Annotated in this window: 20 protein-coding genes; 12 read left to right on the top strand and 8 right to left on the bottom strand. The window is 62.9% G+C overall.

Annotated features, from left to right (window positions below; all coding sequences use genetic code 11):
* Positions 1-289: 289 nt before the first annotated feature.
* The 3 genes from V1290_RS14385 to V1290_RS14375 all read right to left on the bottom strand — a co-directional run bounded on the left by V1290_RS14385 (position 290) and on the right by V1290_RS14375 (position 2,465).
* Positions 290-766, bottom strand: coding sequence for a DUF2269 family protein (locus V1290_RS14385; protein WP_334365024.1), 477 nt, complete (start codon positions 764-766; stop codon positions 290-292).
* Complete coding sequence (locus V1290_RS14380) at positions 766-2,040, bottom strand: SDR family oxidoreductase (protein WP_334365022.1); 1,275 nt, start codon at positions 2,038-2,040, stop codon at positions 766-768. The genes V1290_RS14385 and V1290_RS14380 overlap by 1 nt, the downstream gene beginning before the upstream one ends.
* A gap of 245 nt (positions 2,041-2,285) precedes the next feature.
* Complete coding sequence (locus V1290_RS14375) at positions 2,286-2,465, bottom strand: DUF3072 domain-containing protein (RefSeq protein WP_334365021.1); 180 nt, start codon at positions 2,463-2,465, stop codon at positions 2,286-2,288.
* 97 nt (positions 2,466-2,562) lie between these two features.
* Between V1290_RS14375 and V1290_RS14370 the strand changes: the two genes are divergently transcribed.
* The 3 genes from V1290_RS14370 (at position 2,563) to V1290_RS14360 (ending at position 3,904) form a co-directional block, all read left to right on the top strand.
* Positions 2,563-2,949 carry a hypothetical protein gene (locus V1290_RS14370; RefSeq protein ID WP_334365020.1) on the top strand — a complete coding sequence of 129 codons (387 nt, stop codon included), beginning with the start codon at positions 2,563-2,565 and terminating at the stop codon, positions 2,947-2,949.
* Entirely contained in the window at positions 2,939-3,151 is a 213-nt protein-coding gene (locus tag V1290_RS14365; RefSeq protein ID WP_334365019.1) for a hypothetical protein, read from the top strand. Before V1290_RS14370 ends, V1290_RS14365 begins: the two co-directional genes overlap by 11 nt.
* A 216-nt stretch (positions 3,152-3,367) precedes the next feature.
* Complete coding sequence (locus V1290_RS14360) at positions 3,368-3,904, top strand: hypothetical protein (RefSeq protein ID WP_334365018.1); 537 nt, start codon at positions 3,368-3,370, stop codon at positions 3,902-3,904.
* 69 nt (positions 3,905-3,973) lie between these two features.
* Here V1290_RS14360 and V1290_RS14355 read toward each other — a convergent pair whose 3' ends face one another.
* Positions 3,974-5,914: an AsmA family protein gene (locus V1290_RS14355; RefSeq protein ID WP_334369027.1), complete on the bottom strand. Its 1,941-nt coding sequence runs from the start codon at positions 5,912-5,914 to the stop codon at positions 3,974-3,976.
* A gap of 499 nt (positions 5,915-6,413) precedes the next feature.
* Between V1290_RS14355 and V1290_RS14350 the strand changes: the two genes are divergently transcribed.
* The 7 genes from V1290_RS14350 (at position 6,414) to V1290_RS14320 (ending at position 13,270) form a co-directional block, all read left to right on the top strand.
* The gene (locus tag V1290_RS14350) at positions 6,414-9,683 is read left to right on the top strand and encodes a CHAT domain-containing protein (RefSeq protein WP_442895060.1); all 3,270 of its coding nucleotides are present in this window, start codon (positions 6,414-6,416) and stop codon (positions 9,681-9,683) included.
* A gap of 26 nt (positions 9,684-9,709) precedes the next feature.
* Positions 9,710-10,162, top strand: coding sequence for a hypothetical protein (locus tag V1290_RS14345; protein WP_334365016.1), 453 nt, complete (start codon positions 9,710-9,712; stop codon positions 10,160-10,162).
* Positions 10,163-10,239: 77 nt separating this feature from the next.
* Entirely contained in the window at positions 10,240-10,368 is a 129-nt protein-coding gene (locus V1290_RS14340; RefSeq protein WP_256441645.1) for a hypothetical protein, read from the top strand.
* On the top strand, positions 10,368-11,141 hold the full coding sequence (locus V1290_RS14335; protein WP_334365015.1) for a hypothetical protein: 774 nt from the start codon (positions 10,368-10,370) through the stop codon (positions 11,139-11,141). The genes V1290_RS14340 and V1290_RS14335 overlap by 1 nt, the downstream gene beginning before the upstream one ends.
* Before the next feature lie 83 nt (positions 11,142-11,224).
* On the top strand, positions 11,225-11,962 hold the full coding sequence (locus V1290_RS14330) for a CoA transferase subunit A (protein ID WP_334365014.1): 738 nt from the start codon (positions 11,225-11,227) through the stop codon (positions 11,960-11,962).
* Positions 11,962-12,612, top strand: a complete 651-nt coding sequence (locus tag V1290_RS14325; RefSeq protein WP_334365013.1) for a 3-oxoacid CoA-transferase subunit B — start codon at positions 11,962-11,964, stop codon at positions 12,610-12,612. Before V1290_RS14330 ends, V1290_RS14325 begins: the two co-directional genes overlap by 1 nt.
* Positions 12,613-12,616: 4 nt before the next feature.
* Positions 12,617-13,270, top strand: a complete 654-nt coding sequence (locus V1290_RS14320; protein WP_334369026.1) for a GNAT family N-acetyltransferase — start codon at positions 12,617-12,619, stop codon at positions 13,268-13,270.
* Between the two features lie 384 nt (positions 13,271-13,654).
* Here V1290_RS14320 and V1290_RS14315 read toward each other — a convergent pair whose 3' ends face one another.
* From V1290_RS14315 to V1290_RS14305, 3 genes are all read right to left on the bottom strand, one after another.
* Positions 13,655-15,301: an ABC transporter permease gene (locus V1290_RS14315; protein ID WP_334365012.1), complete on the bottom strand. Its 1,647-nt coding sequence runs from the start codon at positions 15,299-15,301 to the stop codon at positions 13,655-13,657.
* A 208-nt stretch (positions 15,302-15,509) separates the two neighbouring features.
* A complete protein-coding gene (locus V1290_RS14310; RefSeq protein WP_334365011.1) occupies positions 15,510-16,535 on the bottom strand; it encodes a Fe(3+) ABC transporter substrate-binding protein in 1,026 nt (341 codons plus the stop codon).
* Positions 16,536-16,731: 196 nt separating this feature from the next.
* Positions 16,732-17,697 (bottom strand): threonine/serine dehydratase, encoded by a 966-nt coding sequence (locus tag V1290_RS14305; RefSeq protein WP_334365009.1) that lies wholly within the window; start codon positions 17,695-17,697, stop codon positions 16,732-16,734.
* Positions 17,698-17,768: 71 nt separating this feature from the next.
* On the opposite strand from V1290_RS14305, the gene V1290_RS14300 reads away from it, so the two are divergent.
* Complete coding sequence (locus V1290_RS14300; protein ID WP_247518417.1) at positions 17,769-18,086, top strand: ArsR/SmtB family transcription factor; 318 nt, start codon at positions 17,769-17,771, stop codon at positions 18,084-18,086.
* Between the two features lie 136 nt (positions 18,087-18,222).
* The gene (locus V1290_RS14295; RefSeq protein ID WP_334365007.1) at positions 18,223-18,708 is read left to right on the top strand and encodes a Crp/Fnr family transcriptional regulator; all 486 of its coding nucleotides are present in this window, start codon (positions 18,223-18,225) and stop codon (positions 18,706-18,708) included.
* 21 nt (positions 18,709-18,729) lie between these two features.
* On the opposite strand, the gene V1290_RS14290 is transcribed toward V1290_RS14295, so the two are convergent.
* Entirely contained in the window at positions 18,730-22,059 is a 3,330-nt protein-coding gene (locus tag V1290_RS14290; RefSeq protein ID WP_334365006.1) for an adenylate/guanylate cyclase domain-containing protein, read from the bottom strand.
* Position 22,060 lies beyond the last annotated feature (1 nt).

Genomic DNA, 22,060 nt, shown 5'->3' with positions numbered 1-22,060 from the left:
ACTAGCCCATGCGCGCGGCGCGATCCAGATGGGGCGATGCAAACTTCTGTAGGGGGATATTCAGGGCGCAAATGCGGCAAAGATGTCTGCGCACGCGGGGGCGTTTTGGTTCAACCATTTTGGTTCAATCATTTTTGCGTCCTCGGATGCCGGAAGCCGGGGAGTTTGGCTCAGCGCCTGGCGTCGAAGGCGCTAGCTAGGTTCAGCGCCCGCAGGAGCGAGCCAAGATGCGGAGATGAAAGCCGCGGCTATCGCTTCGCTCAATGTCCTCGTCGATTGCCGGCGCATTTCAGAAAACCCCGATCTGCGGTTTGGCGATCATCAGCCACATTATGATCGCCACCGCAGTGAACGCCGGAATGCCAAACGCGAACCATAGCCAAAAAATCCGGTGATATTCTATCGGCAGCGGCTTGCCTTCCGCCGCTGCGATCACGGCGAGGTCGCGCAGGCGCATTTGCATCCACACCACCGGCAGCCACAGCGCGCCGGTGATGACGTACAGCACGATCGACCAGACGATCCATCCGTCCCAGAACGAATAGCCGACGTTCAGCACGAGCAGCGTGCCGGTGATGGGCTGCACGACGACGGCGGTCGCCGTGAAGATGAAGTCGGCAATCACGACGATGCGGGCGACGCCTGCGATCACGGCCGGCTTGCCGCCGAGGTGAGCCGCCAGCATGAAGAAGGCGATGCCCGCGCCCGTGCCGAGCAGCACGGCGGCACCGACGACATGGAGATATTTGAGGACGAAATACAGCATCACCGGTCCTCGAGCACGGCCAGCGCCGCGAAATGCAACACGATGATCGGCCAGATCTTCAGCATCGGCCCCAGCGGATCGGCCCAGAGCCGCGGCACCAGGATGGTGCCGATGATCGCGTAGGCGAAGGAAATCGCGATGGCCGCATAGAGGCCGTAGCGGCTGGTCGGCCTGTAGGCGATCGCAAGTCCAATGACCAGATCGGCCAGGGCGCCCGCGATGATCGTGAGCGTGGCGGCCGTTCCTTCCACGCCGCCTTCGCCCATCAGGCCCATGCCATAACCCCAGCCGGGCCCCAGCGAGACAAACGCGGTCGAGAGCCAGAACAGGGATAGAACGACAAAGATCGCGGGCTTGACCAGGTACATGCCGGCAAACCAGCGTTCCTGCACGGAAGCCGGTTCGGATGCGAAGAATTCCGGAAGGCTTTTGGGATGCAGCCCGAGCCGCTGCATGTCTTCAAGATTGCCGACGGCGCCGCGGCCAATCTCCCGTTCGGCGGTGCTGCGCACGGGAGGCCGCCAGCCGAGATATGAAACCATGTCGCCGAACTTGTACATGAGGCTGGAAGCGAACCGCGGCAGGTGCAGCTCCCGCGCCGGCGGCCAACGGCACCAGCGGCGGAACAGCGCAACGACCGCGCCGAAGGAATAGCGATGCGAGCCGACCAGCTCGATAATCTGCCGCGCGGGCGCGGCGGGGTCAAGAAAGTGCTCCACGGTCCGTACCACGTCCTCAAGCAGTACGATCTGGAGCTGTCCCGTGTTCGGCATCACGGGAATGGCGGGCAGCGCCGCCAGGCCTCGCATCAGCGCGCTGGCGCCATAGGCCGCGCGGCCGATCACCACGGAAGGCCGCAAGATGACCCAATCGAGATCGCGCTCCATCAGCGCTTTGTCGCCGGCCAATTTGGATCGGGAAAAATCGCTCGGGGTTTCGCGGTCGACGCCGATGGCGGAAAAATGGATGACGCGACGGATCTGGAGCTGCTCGCAAGCGGCAAAGAGATTTGCGATGCCGTGATGATGCACCATTGAGGTGGAATCGCCGGGGCTGTCCTGAAGTACGCCTGCGCAATTCACAACCGCCTCGATGCCATCGAGATGCGGCAGCCAGTATGCGGGCGACTTCGCCTCGGAGATATCGACCCTGTGAGCTCCAGGGCCGGAATGGTCGCTTCTGCTCATTGAAACGACGGAATGACCACGCGAGAACAGGTGAGCCACGATTGCCGATCCGATCAATCCGGTCCCCCCTACAACGGCAATTTTCATGACCGGCTCCGCGCCGAGAAGTCACACCTGCTTCCGAGAACGTACGCCCCGAACGAATTCCTCCAGGCCTGCACGCGGCACCGCATGACGGCTTTCCTTCATTCAGGGATAAGCACGCAGCGAAGAGCAATGTTCCTGGATCAAACCGGGCTCAGGTCGGTTTTGGATTGAAGGTGGCGCATCGGTTTGGGCTATGGCGGCGCTCCATGTCCCTTCGTTCCGGTCACGGGGACCGGGCAGGCGGCTCAGAACGAATTCGCCAATTCGATCTCCGCCTTCAGCGCGGCAATCCGCCGCTCGGCTTCCCTGGCCGTCAGGTTTTTCTCGAGCAGTTTTGGCTGGTAGGCCTCGGCGCTGAGCGTGCGCAGCGCAGCCAATTGGCGCGGCGTCATCGGCGCATCCATCTGGTCCGATAGCCGGGACATCTGAAACCCCAAAGAATCTTCGATTCGATGCGAACTCTTAACTTGAAATTTGTTCTTTATTTGTTCTTATGGGGTTCTACCGCAGCGAGGTGGCCCCATGGACAACAAATTGAATGAAATTCGCAGGAAAATCAGGTTCTTACGATCGGAGATGCTGAGCGTGGAGGATAACATCCGCAAACAGCTCAACCGCGATGAGGACTGTTCGGAAACAGCAACGCGTCTGATGGCCATGCGGGTCACCATGGTCGGCCTCATCGGCGAGCGGAACCGGCTCGGCGGCGAAGAGCGGCTGCTCAATGTCGATGAGCTGCTGAAGCTCGATGTCCGTGCGGTCAGCAGGAAGCCTGCGATCGGGGCGCCAGAGCGTTTTCCAGCGAAATGGGAACCGGTTCGCGGCAAGAAAACGCGTCAAATAAAAAATCCAGAGCCCCGTTCCGATTCAATCGGAACGGAGAAGGCTCGAGGCCGCCGTGAGCGATGATGCCATTCAGGCCCTGCGCCGGCAGATTGCCGAACTGGATCAGCTTGCTCGTCAGCTCAATCAATCCGGCCTGGATAACGCGCAGGCGCAGCTCCTGCTCGCGCGCAAGCGGGCGGAGTTGGAAGATTTCATCAACAGAGGCAGGCGATGTCAGGACCGCTCAGATGGTACGACCCCAACGCAGATAACCCGCCGTGGCTAAAAGCCCTGGCGGAGGTTCGGATCAGGGCGACGCGGGAAGGATGGTGCCATGCCCATGTCCAGGCGATCGTTGTCGCAATCGATCAATATGCCGAGGCGGCGCTGGGCAATCGGGATTACTTCCTCAACAGGCCGCATAGCATCGGTGGCCGCAGCAACAACATTCCCTGAAGATCGCTTGCGATGGAATTGAGCGTAATAATTTGGAGGAGGTTGGATGTTCGAGCGATGCGGCTATAGGGCGGCGCTTTACCTTTTGGCTTTGATCGCGGCGGTGAATTGCAGCGTTTTCATCTATTCGCAGTGGTATCTGCCACGCTTTAGCTCTGGTCTTGCGGTCCACGCGGTGGCAGCGCTGGTTATTTTGGTGGGCCTCTGGTTGTTCAGCAAAATTGCGCGATACGCAGGTGCGGCATTTTACTTTCTTGCTGTGGGATCTGCCGCCTTTGCATTTTGGGGCTTTGCTGGCCGGGTGCATGTCGGCGTCATCTGGGGCGCGACAATGGGAGTTCTGAGTCTGGCTGCCGCATTGATCCTCGTTTTCTCAAAACCGTTCGCAAAAGAATTTGCGGCCGAGCGCGAAAAGCGGCCTGCGTATAAGAAGTATCTCCTTCACGCGTTCACGTTGGCGATCGTCATTGCGGCGGGAGCTGCCGCATTGGTCGATGTCGTCGCTATGTTTTCTAGCTACCAAGGCCAGTACGGTAGACGGGCGGATGAGCCCAACGGGTCCGCGCACGGCGCGGCCCGATGACAGGCTCAGGCGCAATCCGCCAACTCGGGGCGTTAAGGCAGATTACGCTGACGCTAGTCCCGCCCTACGTTAATTCGCCTTCGCCGGTGCATTGGCCGGCGCGTCCGCCGCCGCCTCCGGTACCGCCTGCCGCGATCCTCCACCAGTAAACCGTTCGATCACCGAGCGCACCGCATCGCGCGTCTTGCGATCCTTCACCGCATCGAGCAGGGGCGCTGCGCCCGGCGAGCGGCGGATCAGGCTTTCCGGATCGGGAAACACCAGCGGATCGTCCCACGGGCCCTGCACCACGAAGGGCAGTTCGAAGCCCTTGTCGCCGGCGGCGGCCGAGGTCAGGCTGGCGACGCCCTTGAGGTCGTATTCGCGGCTCGGCACCGAAGCGGTGCCGGTCAGCGTCAGGCGCGTGGTCGGTCCGTCCACGCGGATATCCTCGATGGTGGCGATGCCGTCGTTGAAGTGCACCGAAACGATGAGGTTGTCGTAGGGGGTCGTGCCGGAGCGGAAATTGCCGCCGCCGGATAGCGGGCGGCGCTCCAGCCGCTTCAGCAACTGCTCGACATTGAAGCCGGCGATCGCGCCGTCATGACCGGTGAGCGTGGCGGTGCCGTCGAGCGAGGAGGCGAGGCCGAACGGGCTTGAGCCGGATGCCATCAACGAGACGCCGAGATTGCCGCGGCCGGAAAGCTTGGTGATGCCGAACAATTCGCTGGCGCAGGTCTGCAGATCGACATCGGTGAACTGGAACTGCGCCTTGACGTCGGCGATCGCGTCCGAACGCGCGATGCCGAACGAGCCCTTGGCGATGCCGCCATACATCTGCGCTTCGCCGACCGAGAGCGCCAGCGCGCCGCCGCGCAGATTGGCGCCGAACGCGGTGCGACCGAGTCTCGTCGGGCCGACCGTCACCCTCGCTGCCGACAGGCGCATGTCGAGGTCGGTGGCGGAGAGCGAGGTGAGGTCGAACAATTGCCGGTTCCAGTCGCGCGCGCCGCTCGCAAGCAGGCGGACGGTCGAGATATAGGGCGTGAAATCCAGGTTGCCCGCGGCGAGCGTCGCCTGCAGCGTCTGGCGGCCGTTATTGGCAACCGTCATCACGCCCTCGGCGACATTGCCGTCGAGTTCGACATTCACATTCGTCAGCGCAACCGAGGCTCCAACGACATTGGCGCGGGCCCTCAGCGCGAAGCGGCCGAACCCGCCGCTGCCAGGCACCGGCTGTCCCATCCAGCGCAACGCGTTGCGCAGCGACACGCTGTCGACGGTAACCGTGCCGTCCATCATCAGGCTGGTGCGGTTGGCCAAGGAGCCGTCGAAGGCCAGCTTCAGCGGCGCGCTGACCAGCCGCGCCTTCAGACCCGAGCGGTCGCCCGAGAGCATCGCGACGAAGTCGCTGGCCGAGATCGAGCCGTCGACGCGTTCGCCGCGCCAGTCGAATTGTCCGGTCGCCGCGAACGAGCGCGAGATCGACGGCCAGGCCAGCGAGAGATCGATGTCACTGAGCTGTTCGGTGGCGCGGTTGGCGGCATCCTCGTATTTGAGCACGCCGTCCTGAATCCTGATTTCCGAGAACGACACCTGGTTTTCGGCGCCGGGCTTCATCGTGCGCGCGATGCGTTCGACGAACGGCGTCCAGTTGCTCTGGCCGCCGGCCTCTCTGACGACGCGGATATGCGGCCGCAACATCATGACGTCTGCGATTTCGAAGCGGCGGAGCAGCAATGGCAGCAGGCGCAGATTTGCGGTCAATACATCGACCTGCAGCGCGGGGTCGGTGGTGCCGCCGCCCTTCAGCCCGACATTGTGGAACGAGACATAGCTGCCCGGAAACACCGATACGTCGATCGCGCCGGTGACGACCAGATCGAGCCCGGTAACCGCGCGAATCTGTGCCTCGACCGCCTGTCGCAACGCGTCGCGGTTGATGAACCAGGAGGTTCCGATCAGGGCGAGCACGGCCATGCCGAACAGCGCCGCAACCGGCATCCCGAGGCGCTTCATTCCTTGGGCCATCGTCAGTGACATATCCGGATCTGGCTAAACCGAAGTCGGGTTTCTGTGTTTAAGGTCTTGTTGATTAGTGTCCTGCCGATCAGGGCAGGCGACGCATGGTAACCCTGTGCCAACCCTCGCAACTTGAAGGGTTTTCTTGACGCTTTCAAGGCCGACAACGCCGGTTCCTGGGTCGTGATCACAGGCCTTTACAGCCCGCTCCGCCCAAAAGCCCGTACGATTCCGGGTGCGACCAGAAGTCCCTGCATGCCCGGCTTTGGAATTCCATGACAGCCTTGGGCCGGCTTGCTAGTATTTCCTTATTGCACATCGTTAATGTTTTATTATTGGGGGTCATTAAATGTCCTCGCATACTAATTCTCACCTGCGTTTTAGGGCTGCCAATTTCCTTGCAATCCAAGCCGCTACGTCAAGATGCGCCATCGCGACGGCGGTGCTTGCGGTAACCGCGCCGGCGGCGCAGGCGCTCAGCGTCGAGACCGCCCGGGAAAGCTGCCGCATGACGGTCGGCAGGCCCATCGTTCAGGCTTGCATGCGAGCCTCCGGCGGAGCGGGAAACATCGAAGCCTGTCGCCAGAAGGCGACGCCGCAAGTCCGCGCCTGCGTGATGGCCGCCCTCGACAAGGCTAATGGTCGCGCCAATGTCGCCGTCGCTATTCCAACCGAAGCCGCACCGAAAGTTGCGCCCGGCAGCGCGCTGCCCGCTGGATTCGTCGCTCCGCCGCGAACCATCACCGACATCACCGCGATCCTGGACAGCGAGAAGCCCGATCTCAAGACCATCGAGAAACTGAAGGCCGAGGCCGATACCAAGCCGACCGGCAAGGAATCGCGCGAAGATCTGGCGCAGTTCTACTTCGATCGCGGCAACGCCAGGGCCCAGCTCGGCCGGCTCGCCGATACTATCGCCGACGCCAACAAGGCCATCGAAGTCGGCCGCGGCGCGGTTTCGGCCAACATGATGGGAAGGTTGATTTCGCTTGCCGCCCAACAGTACATGGCCGCCGGCGATCCCAAGAAGGCTTTTGAACTGTTTCAGCGGCTGCTTCGCGAGACATCCAATCAGAAGGGGGCCAGGGGGTACCTGGTCGGTGCGAACCGCGCGATCGCCGGCATCCTGATCCAGATGGGCGATATCGCGCAGGCGGAGGCCTACCTGCGCCGCAGCCAGCCGCTGCTCCAGGAAGCGCGAACCAGCGGCCATCCGATCATGCGGTCGACCTACAATACCTACGGTCAGAACTGGGAAGCCGAAGTCGAAATCGGCCGCGCCATGCTGTTCGAAGCGCGGGGGCAATTCCGCGATGCCGAGGCCTCCTACAAGCTCGCCGAGCTGCGCAAGCGCGCTGCGATCAAGCCAATATTGTCGGGTGCGGAGAATCCGCCTTCCGAGTCCAGCATGGTGCTCGCCGTCGATCTCAACATCCTGAACCAGGCCCGAATGAAAGCGCGGCAAGGACGCTTTGCGGAAGCCGAGGTCGATGCTCGCCGGGGGCTGCTGTCGCAGTTGAAAAACCAAGGCAAATACAATCCCACCACGCCGCGCTTTATCGCGGGATTGGCCGGCATTCTCGTCGAGCAAGGCCGTTACGCCGAAGCGGAGCAACTGGCCAGGGTGAGCCTAGACATTACCCGGACGGTTGGCGTCGCTGAAGATTCTCTTTCGACTGTGCAGTTGTTGTCGCAGCTCGGCAACATCTTGAATCTGCAGCGCAAGGGAAAGGATGCGATCGCGGTCTTTGCGCAGATCGACAAGGCGATCGCGAAATGGGAGCCGGCGCGGCGAGAGGCTTTTGAACTCAACGGCGGGCGCATTTACTCGCTCTATGCCTCCGGCCAAATCGAAGCCGGCATTGCCGCGGCTGAACAGCTCCTGAAGAAGCAGATTTCCCGGGTCGGCGAAAATCATCTCGATACCGCCTCGGCGCGCGGCACGCTGGCGATCGGCTTGATGCGGGCCGGACGCGACCAGGATGCGATCCGCGAGCTCAGGACGGCGATCCCGATCCTGATGGCGTCGTCGCGCGAGAACGCCGATGACGACGACACCACGGCGGTGGCGGCGCGCAATCAGCGCCTGCAGGGCATCGTCGAAGCCTATCTCAACATGCTGGCGCAGGAGAAGAACCTGTCCGGCGATGTCGGCGTCGAAACCTTCAGCCTAGCCGACGCCATTCGCGGCCGTTCGGTGCAGCAGGCGTTGGCGGCGTCAAGTGCGCGCGCCGCCGCCAAGGATCCGGCGCTGGCCGAACTGGTCCGCAAGGAACAGGACCTCGGCAAGCAGGTGAATGCGCAACTGGGAACGCTGAACAACGTGCTGTCGCTGCCGTCGCACGAGCGCGACGACAAGGGCGTTCACGCGATCAACGCCTCGATCAATGCACTGCGCGCCGAACGGTTGAAAGCGCGCCAGGAGATCAGCCGGCGATTCCCGGTTTATGCAGACCTGGTCGCGCCGAAATCGCCATCCGTGGAGCAGATCAGGGAGACACTGGCCGATGGCGAAGCAATGCTGTCGTTCTACTTCGGACAGAGCAGCAGTTTCGTCTGGGCGGTTCCGAAGAACGGCCCGGTCGCGTTCGCTGCGATCAAGGCGAGTAGCGGCGACATCGAGAGCAAGGTGCGCAAGCTGCGCGAGGCGCTGGAGCCGCAGGCGGCGATGATCTCGGACATTCCGCCGTTCGATCTCAAGCTCGCGCATGAGCTCTATTCGCTGCTGCTGCAGCCGGTCGAGAGCGGATGGAGGCCAGCCAAGAATCTGATCCTGGTGACCAATGGCGCGCTCGGCCTGTTGCCATTGTCGCTGTTGCCAACGGCGCCGACCGAGATCCGCGGCGACGACGATCCGCTGTTTGCAAGCTACAAGGATGTGCCGTGGCTGGCGCGGACGCACGCGGTCACGACCGTTCCATCGGCCGCGGCGCTGCGTACCTTGCGTCAATTGCCGCCCGGCAAGCCCAACCGCGGCGAACTGATCGCGTTCGGCGATCCTTACTTCAGCAAGGAACAGGAAGCTGAGGCTGACAACGCCGACAAGGTGAGGGTCGCCGATGCCTCCGGCAACACGACGCGAGGCGGTCCACTGAAGCGGCGCAACAGCCCGAAACTCGATGGCGTCGACAGCGCCGAACTGGCGATGTTGCCGCGGCTGCCCGATACGTCGGACGAGTTGAAGTCGATCGCGCTGGCGCTGCAGGCCGATCCGTCGAAAGTCCTCAACCTCGGCAAGCAGGCCAGCGAGCAGGCGGTGAAGACGATGGATCTTTCGGGGTTCAAGGTGCTGGCGTTCGCCACCCACGGTCTCGTACCCGGCGAGCTGAACGGCTTGTCGCAGCCGGCGCTGGCGCTGTCATCGCCCACTGTTACCGGAGGCGATGGCGACGGCCTGCTGACGATGGAGGAAATCCTTGGGCTGAAGCTCGACGCCGACTGGGTCGTGCTGTCGGCGTGCAACACCGGCGCCGGAGCAGGCGCCGGTGCCGAGGCCGCTTCAGGCCTCGGCCGCGCGTTTTTCTACGCCGGCACCCGCGCGCTGCTGGTGACCAACTGGTCGGTTCACTCGCAGTCGGCGCGTGAACTGGTGACCGATCTGTTCAGGCGCCAGGCGCAGGATCCCAAATTGACGCGCGGTGAAGCGCTGCGGCTGGCGATGATGGCTCTGGTGGACGGCCCCGGCTACACTGGTGCCGACGGCAAGACCGAATTCGCTTATGCACATCCGTTGTTTTGGGCGCCGTACACCATCATCGGCGATGGCGGCGTGAGATAATGTTGAAGGGCAGGGGGAGAACGATCGTGCGTATCTGCGGCTTGCGGTTTTTGCTGGGAAGTATTGCGATTATCGCCGCCGGAGCGCTGCCGGCGAAAGCGGCGCAGGTTTTGATCACGGCCGAGGAAGCCGCGCTGCCGCCGCCGAAAGGCGCGGTCGCGGCCGAGCGGCGCGGAATCACGCGGGGACCCAAGGTCGATCTCCTGACCGGCGGCGGGCAGCTCCGGTCTCCGATGCGGCTTCAGCTCAAATTCGAACCCTATGGCGGGGCCAAGATCGATCCGGATTCGGTCAAGATGACCTATCTCCGGACCCCGAACGTCGATCTCACGTCGCGGGTCAAATCCTTCGTTGGGCCGCGCGGGATTGATATGCCGGAGGTCGAACTGCCGGCTGGCGAGCACATGGTGCGGGTCGACATCAAGGACACCGACGGGCGTGTCGGGACTACGAGCTTCATCCTGAAGGTCGTCCCCTGAGCGCCGCCTGTCCATACTGCGCGAGGGAAAATCCACCCGAGGCGCTGGTGTGCGGCTCCTGCTCGCGGGAGATCGCGGTGCCGCAATCGCTGATGGTGGAGCGTGACGAACTGGCGCGCAAGCGCGACACGTTGCGCCTCGAACTGGAGCGCGCGAAGAGCGAACTCGAGGCGCTCAGGCGCCGCAGAAAAAATCGGTCAGCCTGATGGAATGCCCGTTCTGCGCCGAAACGATCAAGGATGAGGCAGTCGTCTGCAAACATTGCTCGCGGGATCTGCGGATCGTACGCCCTGTCATCATCGAGATCGAGAAAATCGTCATCGAACTCGACGCCCTGCAGCGTGAACTCGATCGGACCAATGCCCGCATCGAGCGGATTCGGTCCCCTTTGCGATACTACGGCGTTCATTCGCTCGCCTATGTCCTGATCCCGGTCATCCTGCTGGTGGCCGCTCACACCCTCATCACTATCATCTTGGACATTACCCCGCTCTATCTCCGGCTTGCTTCGGTGGTCATTCCGCTGCCGTTTGGCTTCCTGATGCATTCGCATCTGAAAATCGGATGGCGCGGCGCTATTGCGGTCGGGCTTTTGACGGCGGCGATCGCCGTGACATGCATGCTCACCGTAACCGGCATCAACGACAACGTTCCGATCGTGCCCGGACCTTGGATCGAATGGCGAGAGGTGATCGAATATACCGCCAGCATCGCGCTCGCTTTCGCGACCGGCAACATTCTCGGCTTCCTGATTGTCGATGTGCTGCCGAAAACGGTGACGCAGGGCGGCGGCAAGCCCAACCCGCTTGCCTACAAGGCCGCAGGCCTGCTCGTCGGTCGGCATGTCGGCGCGGAGCACCTGCGCCGCCGCGCTCGGATCATTCAGGATCTGATGACGGCGGCCGGGCCCATGGTGGGTATCTTGGGGACCGCGGCCGGGTCCCTGTATGCCGGTCTGAAGGGCGTTATTGGCGGCTGAGCGCATTGACGCACCGCGAAAAATTCGCCTAATAATCCGCTCATGCCGGCCTTCGGCCGTTCCCTCCATCAGGTCTTATTTGCATGAACAAGGTTTATCCCGACGCCAAATCGGCACTCGACGGCGTTCTCAAGGACGGCATGATGATCATGTCCGGCGGCTTCGGTCTGTGCGGTATCGCCGAAACCCTGTCGGACGCGATCCGCGATTCCGGCGTCAAGAATCTGACGGTGGTTTCCAACAATGCCGGCGTCGACGGCATCGGGCTGAGCCGGCTGCTGGAGACGCGCCAGATCAAAAAGATGATCTCGTCCTATGTCGGCGAAAACAAGCTGTTCGCGCAGCAATACCTCGCCGGTGAACTGGAACTCGAGTTCAATCCGCAGGGCACGCTGGCCGAACGCATCCGCGCCGGCGGCGCCGGTATCCCGGCGTTCTACACCAAGACCGGCGTCGGCACGTTGATCGCCGAGGGCAAGGAAGTGAAGGAGTTCGACGGCGATAAATACATCATGGAGCGCGGCCTGTTCGCCGATCTCGCCATCGTCCACGCCTGGAAGGGCGACACCGCCGGCAACCTGATCTACCGCAAGACCGCGCGCAATTTTAACCCGATGATGGCGACCGCCGCCAAGATCACGGTGGCGGAGGTCGAGCACCTGGTTCCGGCCGGCGAACTCAATCCCGACCACATCCACACGCCCGGCATTTTCGTCAAACGCATCATCGAGGTCGGCACGGCCAAGAAGCGCATTGAGTTCCGCAACACCCGCCCGCGCCCATCGAGCGCGTCCGCGGCGGCAACGGGAGTAGAAATCTGATGGCCTGGACCCGCGAACAGATGGCGGCGCGCGCCGCGAAGGAACTGCGCGACGGCTATTACGTCAATCTCGGCATCGGCATTCCGACGCTGGTTTCGAACTACATCCCTGCAGGCATCGACGTCAGCCTGCAGAGCGAGAACGGCATGCTCGGCATGGGCCCGTTCCCCTATGAGGACGAGGTGGACGCCGACCTGATCAACGCCGGCAAGCAGACGGTCAGCGAATTGCCGTCGACCAGCTATTTCTCGTCGGCGGATTCGTTCGGCATGGTGCGCGGCGGGCATATCGATCTCTCGATCCTCGGCGCGATGCAGGTGGCGCAGAACGGCGACCTCGCCAATTGGATGATCCCCGGCAAGATGGTGAAGGGCATGGGCGGCGCGATGGACCTCGTCGCCGGCGTCAAGCGCGTCGTCGTGGTGATGGAGCATTCCGCCAAGGACGGCCCGAAGCTCTTGAAGAAATGCGACCTGCCGCTGACCGGCGAGCGCGTGGTCGACATGGTGGTGACCGACCTTGCGGTCTTCACCATCGACAAGCACGGCAAGGACGGCATGGCGCTGATCGAGCTCGCCGATGGCGTGACGCTGGATGAGGTAAAGGCAAAGACCGAAGCCGAGTTCCGCGTCGCGCTGAAGAACGCTTAACGTGATGGCGGGGCGGTCGCAACTTGCGATCCGTCCCGCGCGTCCCGAAGACGCAAGCTTCATTGCCCGCAACATCCTGTCCTCGCAGCGCGGCCCGTTCCCGCGCGGCTGGTTCGACATCGCGCTTGGCTGGGACGAGCCGCAATGCCTTGCGTTCGTCGAATGCATCGCGATCGCGCCAACGCAATCGTGGTGGCACATCACCCAATTCATCGTCGCTGAAGTCGAGGGTGAGCCGGCGGCATCGCTCTGCGCGCTGCCCGCTAAAGGCACCGAGACCGCCGCGCGGGCGGCGATCCAGGAGGTGGCGACCGCGATAGGGCTGAGCGCCGTCGATCTGAAGGCGATCTTCCGGCGCGGCGCCTATGGAGCGAATTGCTGGGTGCAGGGCGGCGAGGGCGACTGGCTGATCGAACATGTCGCCACACTGGCGGAATATCGCGGGCGGGGGCTGGTGCAGGCGCTGATCGGGCATGCTCTGGCTGCCGGAAAGACTGCGGGCTTCAATCACGCATCGATCTCGTTTCTGATCGGCAACGAGGCGGCGGAACGGTGTTATGCGAAGGCGGGTTTTGCATTCGCCGAAGAAAAACGCGATCCGGCGTTCGAAGCGTTGACCGGTTCGCCGGGCTTCCGGCGATTTGTGCGCGGAATTTAGACGCGTGTCGTCCCTGCGAACGCAGGGACCCATACTCCGCGGCCTCTCGTTTTTGGCGCTGGGGCCAGTTGCCTTCGTAACAACAACGGCCGGTGGTTATGGGTCCCTGCGTTCGCACTAGGGCATGCACACTTGTTGCGCCGCAAATACTCATGAAAAGCCAAGGGTTTTTGCACTTCTCAAGTGTTGCGACGTAGTTTTGCTGCGCGCGCTCTCCACCCCACCGAAGCGCTGGACTCCGATCTTGCGCGAAAACGCCAGCCTCGATTCCAAAATTTCGATGAGCTCGCATCTTCGATTCTAAAATTGCATATGAAGCCTGAATCGCACTGCAACATGTGTGCATCCACTAGTGCGTTCGCGGGGACGACGGAAATCTCAACTTCACGCCGGCCCGGCCGGTACGTCCGAAAATCGCGTCAGCCACGCCACCGGGCCGATACTGGCGGCAACGATCAGGAGCGCGGCAAGCGCGCCTTCCTCGAAACTGCCGCGGCTGGCGTACTGGTAGATCGAGGTCGCCAGCGTTTCGACGTTGAGTGGCCGCAACAGCAGCGTCGCCGGCAACTCTTTCAGGCAATCCACGAATACGACGATGACCGCGCCGAGCATGGCGGGGCGCAAGAGCGGCAGATGGATCAGCCGCATCGTCGTGGTCTGGCCGGCGCCGGCGGCGCGTGCGCTGTCGTCGTAGTCGTGCGGGATCCGCTCGAACCCTGCCTTGATGAATCCGGTCGGCACCGCCAGAAACCGGATCACATAGGCGATCACCACGGCAGCACCTGAGCCGACCACGATCAATCCCGGCAGCGATCGTCCAAGCCATCCGGCGAGTGCGTTCAGTCCGTTGTCGATGGCGAGCACCGGTGCGAGCAGGCCGAGCGCCAGCACCAGCCCCGGCAGCGTGTAGCCGGTCTGCGCGATGTTCATTGCGACCAAGCGCAACCCATTCGGCCGCCAGCGCCACGCGAGAATGGTCGCAAAGCCGAGCAGCAGCGCAGTCAACGTGGCAATGCTTGCGAAGGCGACCGAGTTGAATGCATCGCGCCACAGCGCTGCGTCGAAATTGGCAAAAAGCCCGCGCTTGAAACTCTGCTGCGCGAGGTACAATAGCGGCACAAGGAATCCCAGCACCACCGGCAGCAGGCAGGCCGCGAATGCACATCCGCCCTTGATGCCGGCGAGTCGGGTCCGCGGCGTGAGCCGCGGGCTTTCGGCGGAAAACTCCGTCGTGACATTGCGGCGTCCGTAACGTTCGACTGCGATCAGACCGGCCACGATCGCCAGCATGAAGCAGGACAACTGCGCGGCGCCGGCGAGGCTGCCGCGGTTGAGCCAGGTCGTGAACACCGACACCGTGAGGGTACGGACACCCAGATACTCGCTGGCGCCGATGTCGTTCAGCGTTTCCAGCGATACCAGCGCGACGCCGACCGCCAGCGCGGGACGTGCCATCGGCAGCGAGATACGCCAGAAGGTGGTCCAGCGGCTGGCGCCGAGCGTCTTCGCGGCCTCGGCGAACTCCGCGCTCTGGCACTGGAACATCGTGCGCGCCGAAAGATAGACGTAGGGGTAAAGCACCAGCGCGATCACAACGACCGCGCCCGGCAGCGAGCGCAAATTCGGAAGCATGCGCACGGCGTCCTGCAGTGGAAGCCAGTGCGCGAGTGTCTTGTGCACCAGGCCCAGCGGCTCGAACAGGTCGACATAGACGTAAGCCGCGAGATAGGTCGGGATCGAAAGCGGCAGCGGCAGCAGCCATAGCAGCATTTTCCGGCCGCGGAATTCATGCAGCGAAACCGTCCACGCGGTGCCGGTGCCGATCGCAAGCGACAGGACAGCGACGCCGCCGAGCAGGAGCGCGGTGTCGAGGATGGTGGCCGGTAGCACGTAGTCGATCAGGTGCTGCCAGACGTCAGGCGCCGGCTGCAGCGCGAGCGCAATGATCGAGATGACGGGGGCTGCGACGAGGATGGCGGTCGCAACCGCAATCGCTGCCGCGATGCGGCCCGGGCGCGTGACGGGACTCACGTCGACACACGAAGCGGGCTAAGGCCTCTCCGCTTGTGCAGGTGGGCTCCCTGCCCCCTTGCGGGGGAGGGCGGGGGAGAGGGCTGGCCGCGAGCGATGCTGCCCGTGTGGCTTACCCCTCTCCCTAACCCTCCCCCGCAAGGGGGGAGGGAACGCAGCGGTGCGTGGTGCGTGCTCACGGTTCTACTTCAAAGAAGATAGCAGCCGTTCAATTATCGAATCCGACCTTGTCCACCAACGTCGAGGCCGCCTTGCGGTTGGCGGCGATCTTGGCGATCGGCAGCGGGTCGGCATTGAGCTTGCCGTAGCCTGCAATCGTCGGATTGACGGCGACGCCGGCGCGAACCGGATACTCGTAGTTTGAGTCGGCGTAGATCTTTTGCGCGTTTTCACCGACCAGCCATTCGATCAGCTTGACGCCGTTGGCCTTGTTGGGCGCCTGCTTGGCCAGCAGCACGCCGGAGAGGTTGACATGGGTGCCGCCGCCTTCGAAGGTCGGCAGGACCACTTTCGTTGCTTCCGCCCACGGCTTCTTCTCGGGATCGTTGTTCATCATCAGCGCCCAATAGTAGGTGTTGGCGACACCGATGTCGCATTTGCCGGCCGCGATATCGCGCGCGACTTCGCGGTCGCCGCCGGAGGGCTTCTGCGCCAGGTTGGCCTTGACGCCGCGCAGCCATTCCTCGGCTTTGGCCTCGCCGTATTTGGCGGTATACGCCGCGAACAGCCCGTTGTTGTAGATGTGCTGGCCGGAGCGGATGCAGATCTTGCCCTTCCATTTGGGATCGGCGAGCTCTTCATAGGTGATCTTGTCCTGCTTGACGCGGTCCTTCGAGGCGTAGATCACCCGCGCGCGCATCGAAATGCCGGCCCAGTGGCCGTCCGGATCGCGATATTGCGCCGGCACGATCTCGTCGATCACCACCGACTTGATCGGCTGGGTGACGCCGGCCTGCACGGCCTCGTCGATGCGGCCGATGTCTACCGTCAGCAGTACGTCGGCGGGACTGTTGGCGCCTTCCGCCTTCATGCGCTGCTCGAGACCAGAACTCGCGGAGACGACATTGACCTTGATGCCGGTGTCGTTGGTGAAGGCATCGAACAGCGGCTGGATCAGCTTGGTTTCGCGGTAGGTGTAGACGTTGACCTCGCCGTCGGCGAACGCCGTCGAGGCTCCGAACGCGGTAAGACAAAGCAACGCTGCGGTTGCGGCGGTAGCGCGAATATTGATCATGGGGCTGCCCGACTAAGCTGATGAAGATGCCCGTCTCAGTAGCGCAGCGGCCATGGTGCCGTCAGCGACCGGATGTCGCGAACGGCTCGATTTAGAAGGATTCCACGCTATAGTTTAGAGCGATTCCAAACATGGCGAGCTGTCGCACCATGCAACCCGTGAAGCACGGCGGGGGCGCAGATAACCGGGGCACGACCTATCGGCTGTCAGCAGCGAGGTCGAAATCGACAGCGGCGGTGTTGCCGCCGCTGATGATGACACCAACGCGTTCGCCGGCGGCGGGCTTGTAGGTGCCCGACAGGATCGCGGAGAACGCTGCTGCGCCGCCCGGCTCTGCAACGATGCGCAAGGCGCGCCAAAGCGTCGCCTGTGCGTCGGCGATCGCGGCGTCGGAAACCAGTACGGATTGTCGCGCATATTTCTGGACGATCGGGAAGACCTGTTCGCCGACGCGCCGCGGCGCAAGCGAATCCGCAGCCAGCCCGCCGGCCTCGGCATCGATTGGATGGCCGGCTTCAAGGGCCCTGGTCAACGTGGGCGATGCAAGCGGCTCGACGCCGACCACCTTGATGCGGCCGGCATACCAGGCCGCGATCCCGGCGATCAGCCCGCCGCCGCCCACCGCTACAAGCAGGGTATCGATGTCCGGTGCCTGCTCCGAGAGCTCAAGGCCGATCGTTCCCTGTCCCGTCATGGTTTCCTTCTGGTCGAAGGCCGGCACCGGCAATGCGCCGGTTTGCTGCGCCCATATCTCGCTTGCCGCGAGCGCATCGGCATAGCGGTCGCCTTCGATCGCGAGGTCGGCGCCATAGTCGCGGATGCGTTGCACCTTCGCCGGCGAAGCGACGCTCGGAACGAAAATCTTGGCCGGCTTGCCGAGCTTCATCGCGGCATAGGCGACTGCCGCGCCATGGTTGCCGCCCGACGCCGCGACGACGCCGGCCTGCGGCACATCGCGGGTCAATAGATTGGCAAAAGCGCCGCGTGCCTTGAACGAGCCGGAGTGCTGCAGAAGCTCGAGCTTGAGCGTCAGCGGACGGCCGGGAAGCCCAAACTCGGCGCCATCGACCTCGACGACCGGCGTCCGCCGGATAAAGGGCCGGATCAGCCGCTCGCATTGGACGATCAATTCCGACGTTACGACATCCGCTGAGGCATCCATTGCAACGACTCCCAAGGCTTTGTCGATCAAGGCTCGATTGACATGAATTAGTCATTTAGCTAATTAGCAATATGGCTTCTTTCGAGGATGACGTCGAGTCTGCTTTTCGCGCGCTCGCCAGCGATCGGCGGCTGTTGATCCTGGAATGGCTGAAACGCCCCCGGGCGCATTTTCGCCCGCAGGTCGACGGCGACCTCGTCAAGGACGGCGTGTGCGGGGTCTTGATTGCCGAAAAGCTCGGCGTCAGCCAACCCACCGTGAGCGAGCATCTGAAGATATTGTCGCAGGCGGGACTGGTGAGCGCCAAGCGCGTCAAGCAGTGGACGTTCTACAAGCGCGACGAAGCGCGCATCGCCAAGCTGAAAGCCGCCATGCTCGAAAAGATCTGATGTTCGGTCGTGGGCTGCGCCAGCGCGCGCCGACGCTGGGCGCTCCGTGCCGACATTTTGAGCAGCGAAGCGCACGTTATCCGTTCGACGTTGGCATCATCAGTGCCTAGTCTTGGCTAGAGCGGAGATGATGCCAATGCGCGCGGTACTGGACTATTGCACCGGAGGAGTGGAACGGGAGGTGCCGGCCAGCACCGTTCTCATTGACGAGGGCGGCAAGACCGGGCATCTCTTTGTCCTGATCCGAGGGCGGCTTGAGGTCATCAAGGGCGACAGCGTCGTGGCCGTCCTCAGCGAGCCGGGGGCGATGCTGGGCGAAATGTCGGTGCTGCTCGAGCAGCCCCATACAGCGACCGTGCGCGCCGCTTCCGATTCGGTGGTCTACGAGTTCGACGACGCCGCGGCGTTCCTGCGCGACCAGCCGGCGGTGGCGCTGTTGATCGCGCGGTTGCTTGCGCAGCGCCTCAATGTCGCGACCACCTATCTCGCCGATCTCATGCATCAGTATGGTGACCACGGTAACCATCTCTCGATGGTCGGCGAACTCCTGCAGAGCATGATCAACCTGCCGCCGACGCAGGTTTCGCCAGGCTCGGATCGGCAATCCGACTCCAGACTCTAGCCGCATTGGCAGAAGCATCGGCTAGCGCCTTGTCCTGAGCAGTTTCTTCGCCTGTTCGATTTCGGGGAAGTCTTGCCCCGTTTCAAAATCGACGAGCGCTCGCGCGACCACCTCGGATCCGGCCGCTTCCCGGCCGTTGTTGATGCAAAGACGCGCAAGTCCAATTGCGCTGCGCAATTCGAAAGCTTTCGTCTGCTGGCTTCGGGCTATCTCAAGCGCCCGGTTAAAGGCGCCTTCGGCCCCGTAGAGGTTCGTCGGGTCGCGACGCAACAGAAGCTCACCCCGAGCACGATGCAGTTCGGCATCGAGCCAATGCTGACCAGACTGTTCTGTCACGTCGATCAACTCGCGCAGTATCTCCAACCCAGCGTCCGTTTGTCCTGCCGCTGCATTCGCCATCGCAACCTGCATTCCCCAAAAGGGTTCGCAAAGGTAACAGTCATTCTCATGCAGCAAGGTCCAACCTCGACGCATTTCCGCAAGCCCGGCCTCTCGGTCGCCGGCGCGCCACTTTGCAAGGCCAGTGAGGTATGTGCCCGCGGCTACATACAACGGCATCGTATGGTCGCGAGCGAGGGCGAGCGCAAGGATTGTCTCTGTTTGCTGTAACGGCCCGCCGCACAGTCCGTCGAAAACCGCCTTATGGACGAGCGCATTGGCTTGGGAGAGCGCTCGCTTTTCTCCCGAGGAACGCACCGCTTCCGCGGCGAGCCGGCGGGCGCGATCAACCTGTCCGATCGGCCAAAGCACCAGAGCAAGAAATCTCATGATGACGAACGGCAGGTCCAGCGTTGAAGCCCTGAAGGTCTCCAGATTCGGTTCCGCACCATAGGCCGCAAGCGCCTGCTCAAGATGCGTTCTCGCGTTCATATAGTCGCCGCCGAACCAGCAGGTCGCCCCGTTTGTCCAATGCGCGACAACTGCGGCCACTGGGGAGTCCGGATGTCTATTGGCGGCGTGCATGGTTGCATCCGCCAACTCCCACATCGGCGCGATCTCGCCATGCGTCAGACAGGCATTGAACAATCCCGAATAGATCGGCGCCAGCTCAACCGGATCATTGATATCAGCCGCGAACTGCCGGGCGCGCGTCCATGCGGCGACGGTTTGGGGCGCGCTGTGCCCGAGGCTGCCCCGCAGTGCGCGGCTGTAGATGATTTGAAGATGAAGCCGGCTCATGGTTCGGCCCGGGTCATCCGGCAGCCCGTCGGCAATTGCAATTGCCTTGCCGAGATGCGCGATTGCCTCGGTATAGGCGGAGCGCTTGAGCGCCTGCTGGCCTGCCTTGAGCCACCAATCGAGAGCAACCCCGTCGAGTCCCGCTTCGGTGAAGTGATAGGCCACGACTTCGGGCTCGGTCTCGGCGATGGCCGGAAACTGATCGCGCAGCACATCGCCAATATGTTTGTGCAGCAGTTGCCGGCGGCTCTTGAGCAGGCTCTCATACGCCGCTTCCTGGACCAGCGCGTGCTTGAAGCTGTAGCTCGCATCCGGCGGCGTCCCGCGGCGCAATAGCAGTTCGGCCTCTTCCAGTTGCCTCAACGCGGTGTTCAGCGTCAGATCATCGCGCCCTGCCACACACCGCAGCAATGTGTATGAGAAGTCGCGGCCAATGGCGGCGCCTATCTGTGCCACTTCCTTGACCGGCGCCAGTCGGTCAAGGCGCGCCATCAGCGAGTCTTGCAGCGTCGCGGGAATGGCGAGTGGCGGTAGCGGACGATCAAGGCGATAGCGCCCGGCATCTTCCACCAGCAGTCCGGATTCCAGTATTGTCTTGGTCAGTTCCTCGATAAACAGCGGGATGCCATCCGTCCTGTCGATAATCCGCGTCATCATTTCGCCTGGCAGCTGTCGACCGACGGTCACCTGCTCGATCAGAGTGCGCGCGTCCTGCCGGTCAAGTCGGTCGAGCCGCAGCAGGCTGACATTGGCGAGACCCGCCCAAGGCGGCTCGAACTCGGGCCGGAAAGTCATGAGCGCGAGGATCGGCAAGCCCCTGATCCGGTCGACCGCGAGATCGAACAGCTCAAGTGTCGTGGCGTCGGCCCAATGCATATCCTCGCAGACGATCAGCACAGGTTGCTGCCGGGCCAAACCCTCGAGCTGATCGAGGAGGGCGGCGAACGTCTGTCGCCGCTGCTGCACCGGATTCAAGCCGATCGGCGGATAGCGCTCGCCCGTTGCGATCGAAAGCAGTGCTGCGATCAGCGGTGCCGCGTTGGCCACCTGCTGCGTTCCAAGTGCAAGCATTGCCTCAAGCTTGTCGAGCTTTTGCTCGGGCGTGTCCTGTGACCTGATACCGGCGCCGCGCTCGAGTTGAGCGACAAAGGGATGAAGCGCACTGTTGATGTGGTAAGGCGAGCACTGATACCGCACCCGGCAGTGTGCCCCCAACACAGGGTTCTCGCAGAGCATTGCGACCAGGCGCGATTTGCCGATCCCGGCCTCGCCGGAAATCAACACCACCTGACCTTGCCCCTGCCACGCCAACTGCTGGCGCGAGAGCGCGAATTCGATTTCTGCCTTACGGCCGACAAAGCCCAGCGAGCGCGCCGTGCGCACCGCCTCGAAGCGGCTCTCCGACGCCGCCCCACCTTCGACCGCCCAGACCGCGATGGGTTCGGAGATGCCCTTGACCTGGCGCATGCCGAGGCCACGGAAATTGAACAATTCTCCAAGCAGCTCGCGCGTCGAAGCAGCGACGATAACCGCCCCCGGCTCAGCCAGGCCCTGGAGCCGGGCGGCGATGTTCGGCGTATCGCCGACCATCGCCTGCTGCTCCGACGCGCCTCCGCTGATGAGGTCGCCCACCACGACAAGTCCAGTCGCGATCGCGATCCGCACCTCAACCTGTTCCGCGCGCGTTTCGAGCGGCCTTATTGCGGCGATCATGTCGAGCCCGGCTCGCACGGCGCGCTCGGCGTCATCCTCGTGCGCGCGGGGGTAACCAAAATAGGCGAGCACTCCGTCGCCGACAAACCTGGCGATGCTGCCGTCGTAGGTGGTAATAACTCTGGCGCAGGCCGTCCGATAGGCGCGGATCACCTCCCACATGTCCTCTGGATCAAGGCGAGCAGACAGCTCAGTCGAGCCGACCAGATCGCAGAACATCACGGTGAGGTGGCGTCGCTCGGCATTATGCTGACGAGCCGGCTCGTCGACTAATTCGACTTGCTTGAGTTCGGCGATCGCGCGCAGCATCTTGCGGCGATGGCCGAGCAGGACTCCGAGTCTGTCGAAGTCCTGATCCGTTAGCTCGGGAAGGACACCGATATCGATTCCATTCTCGGCAAAACGCAACGCGTATTGTCCAAGCCCAAGCTTCTCGAGCCAGTCTGCAATCTGCTGCATT

It is taken from the genome of Bradyrhizobium sp. AZCC 1578 (genome assembly GCF_036924675.1).
Lineage (GTDB): Bacteria > Pseudomonadota > Alphaproteobacteria > Rhizobiales > Xanthobacteraceae > Bradyrhizobium.
This window is presented reverse-complemented; position numbering and strand designations above follow the sequence as displayed.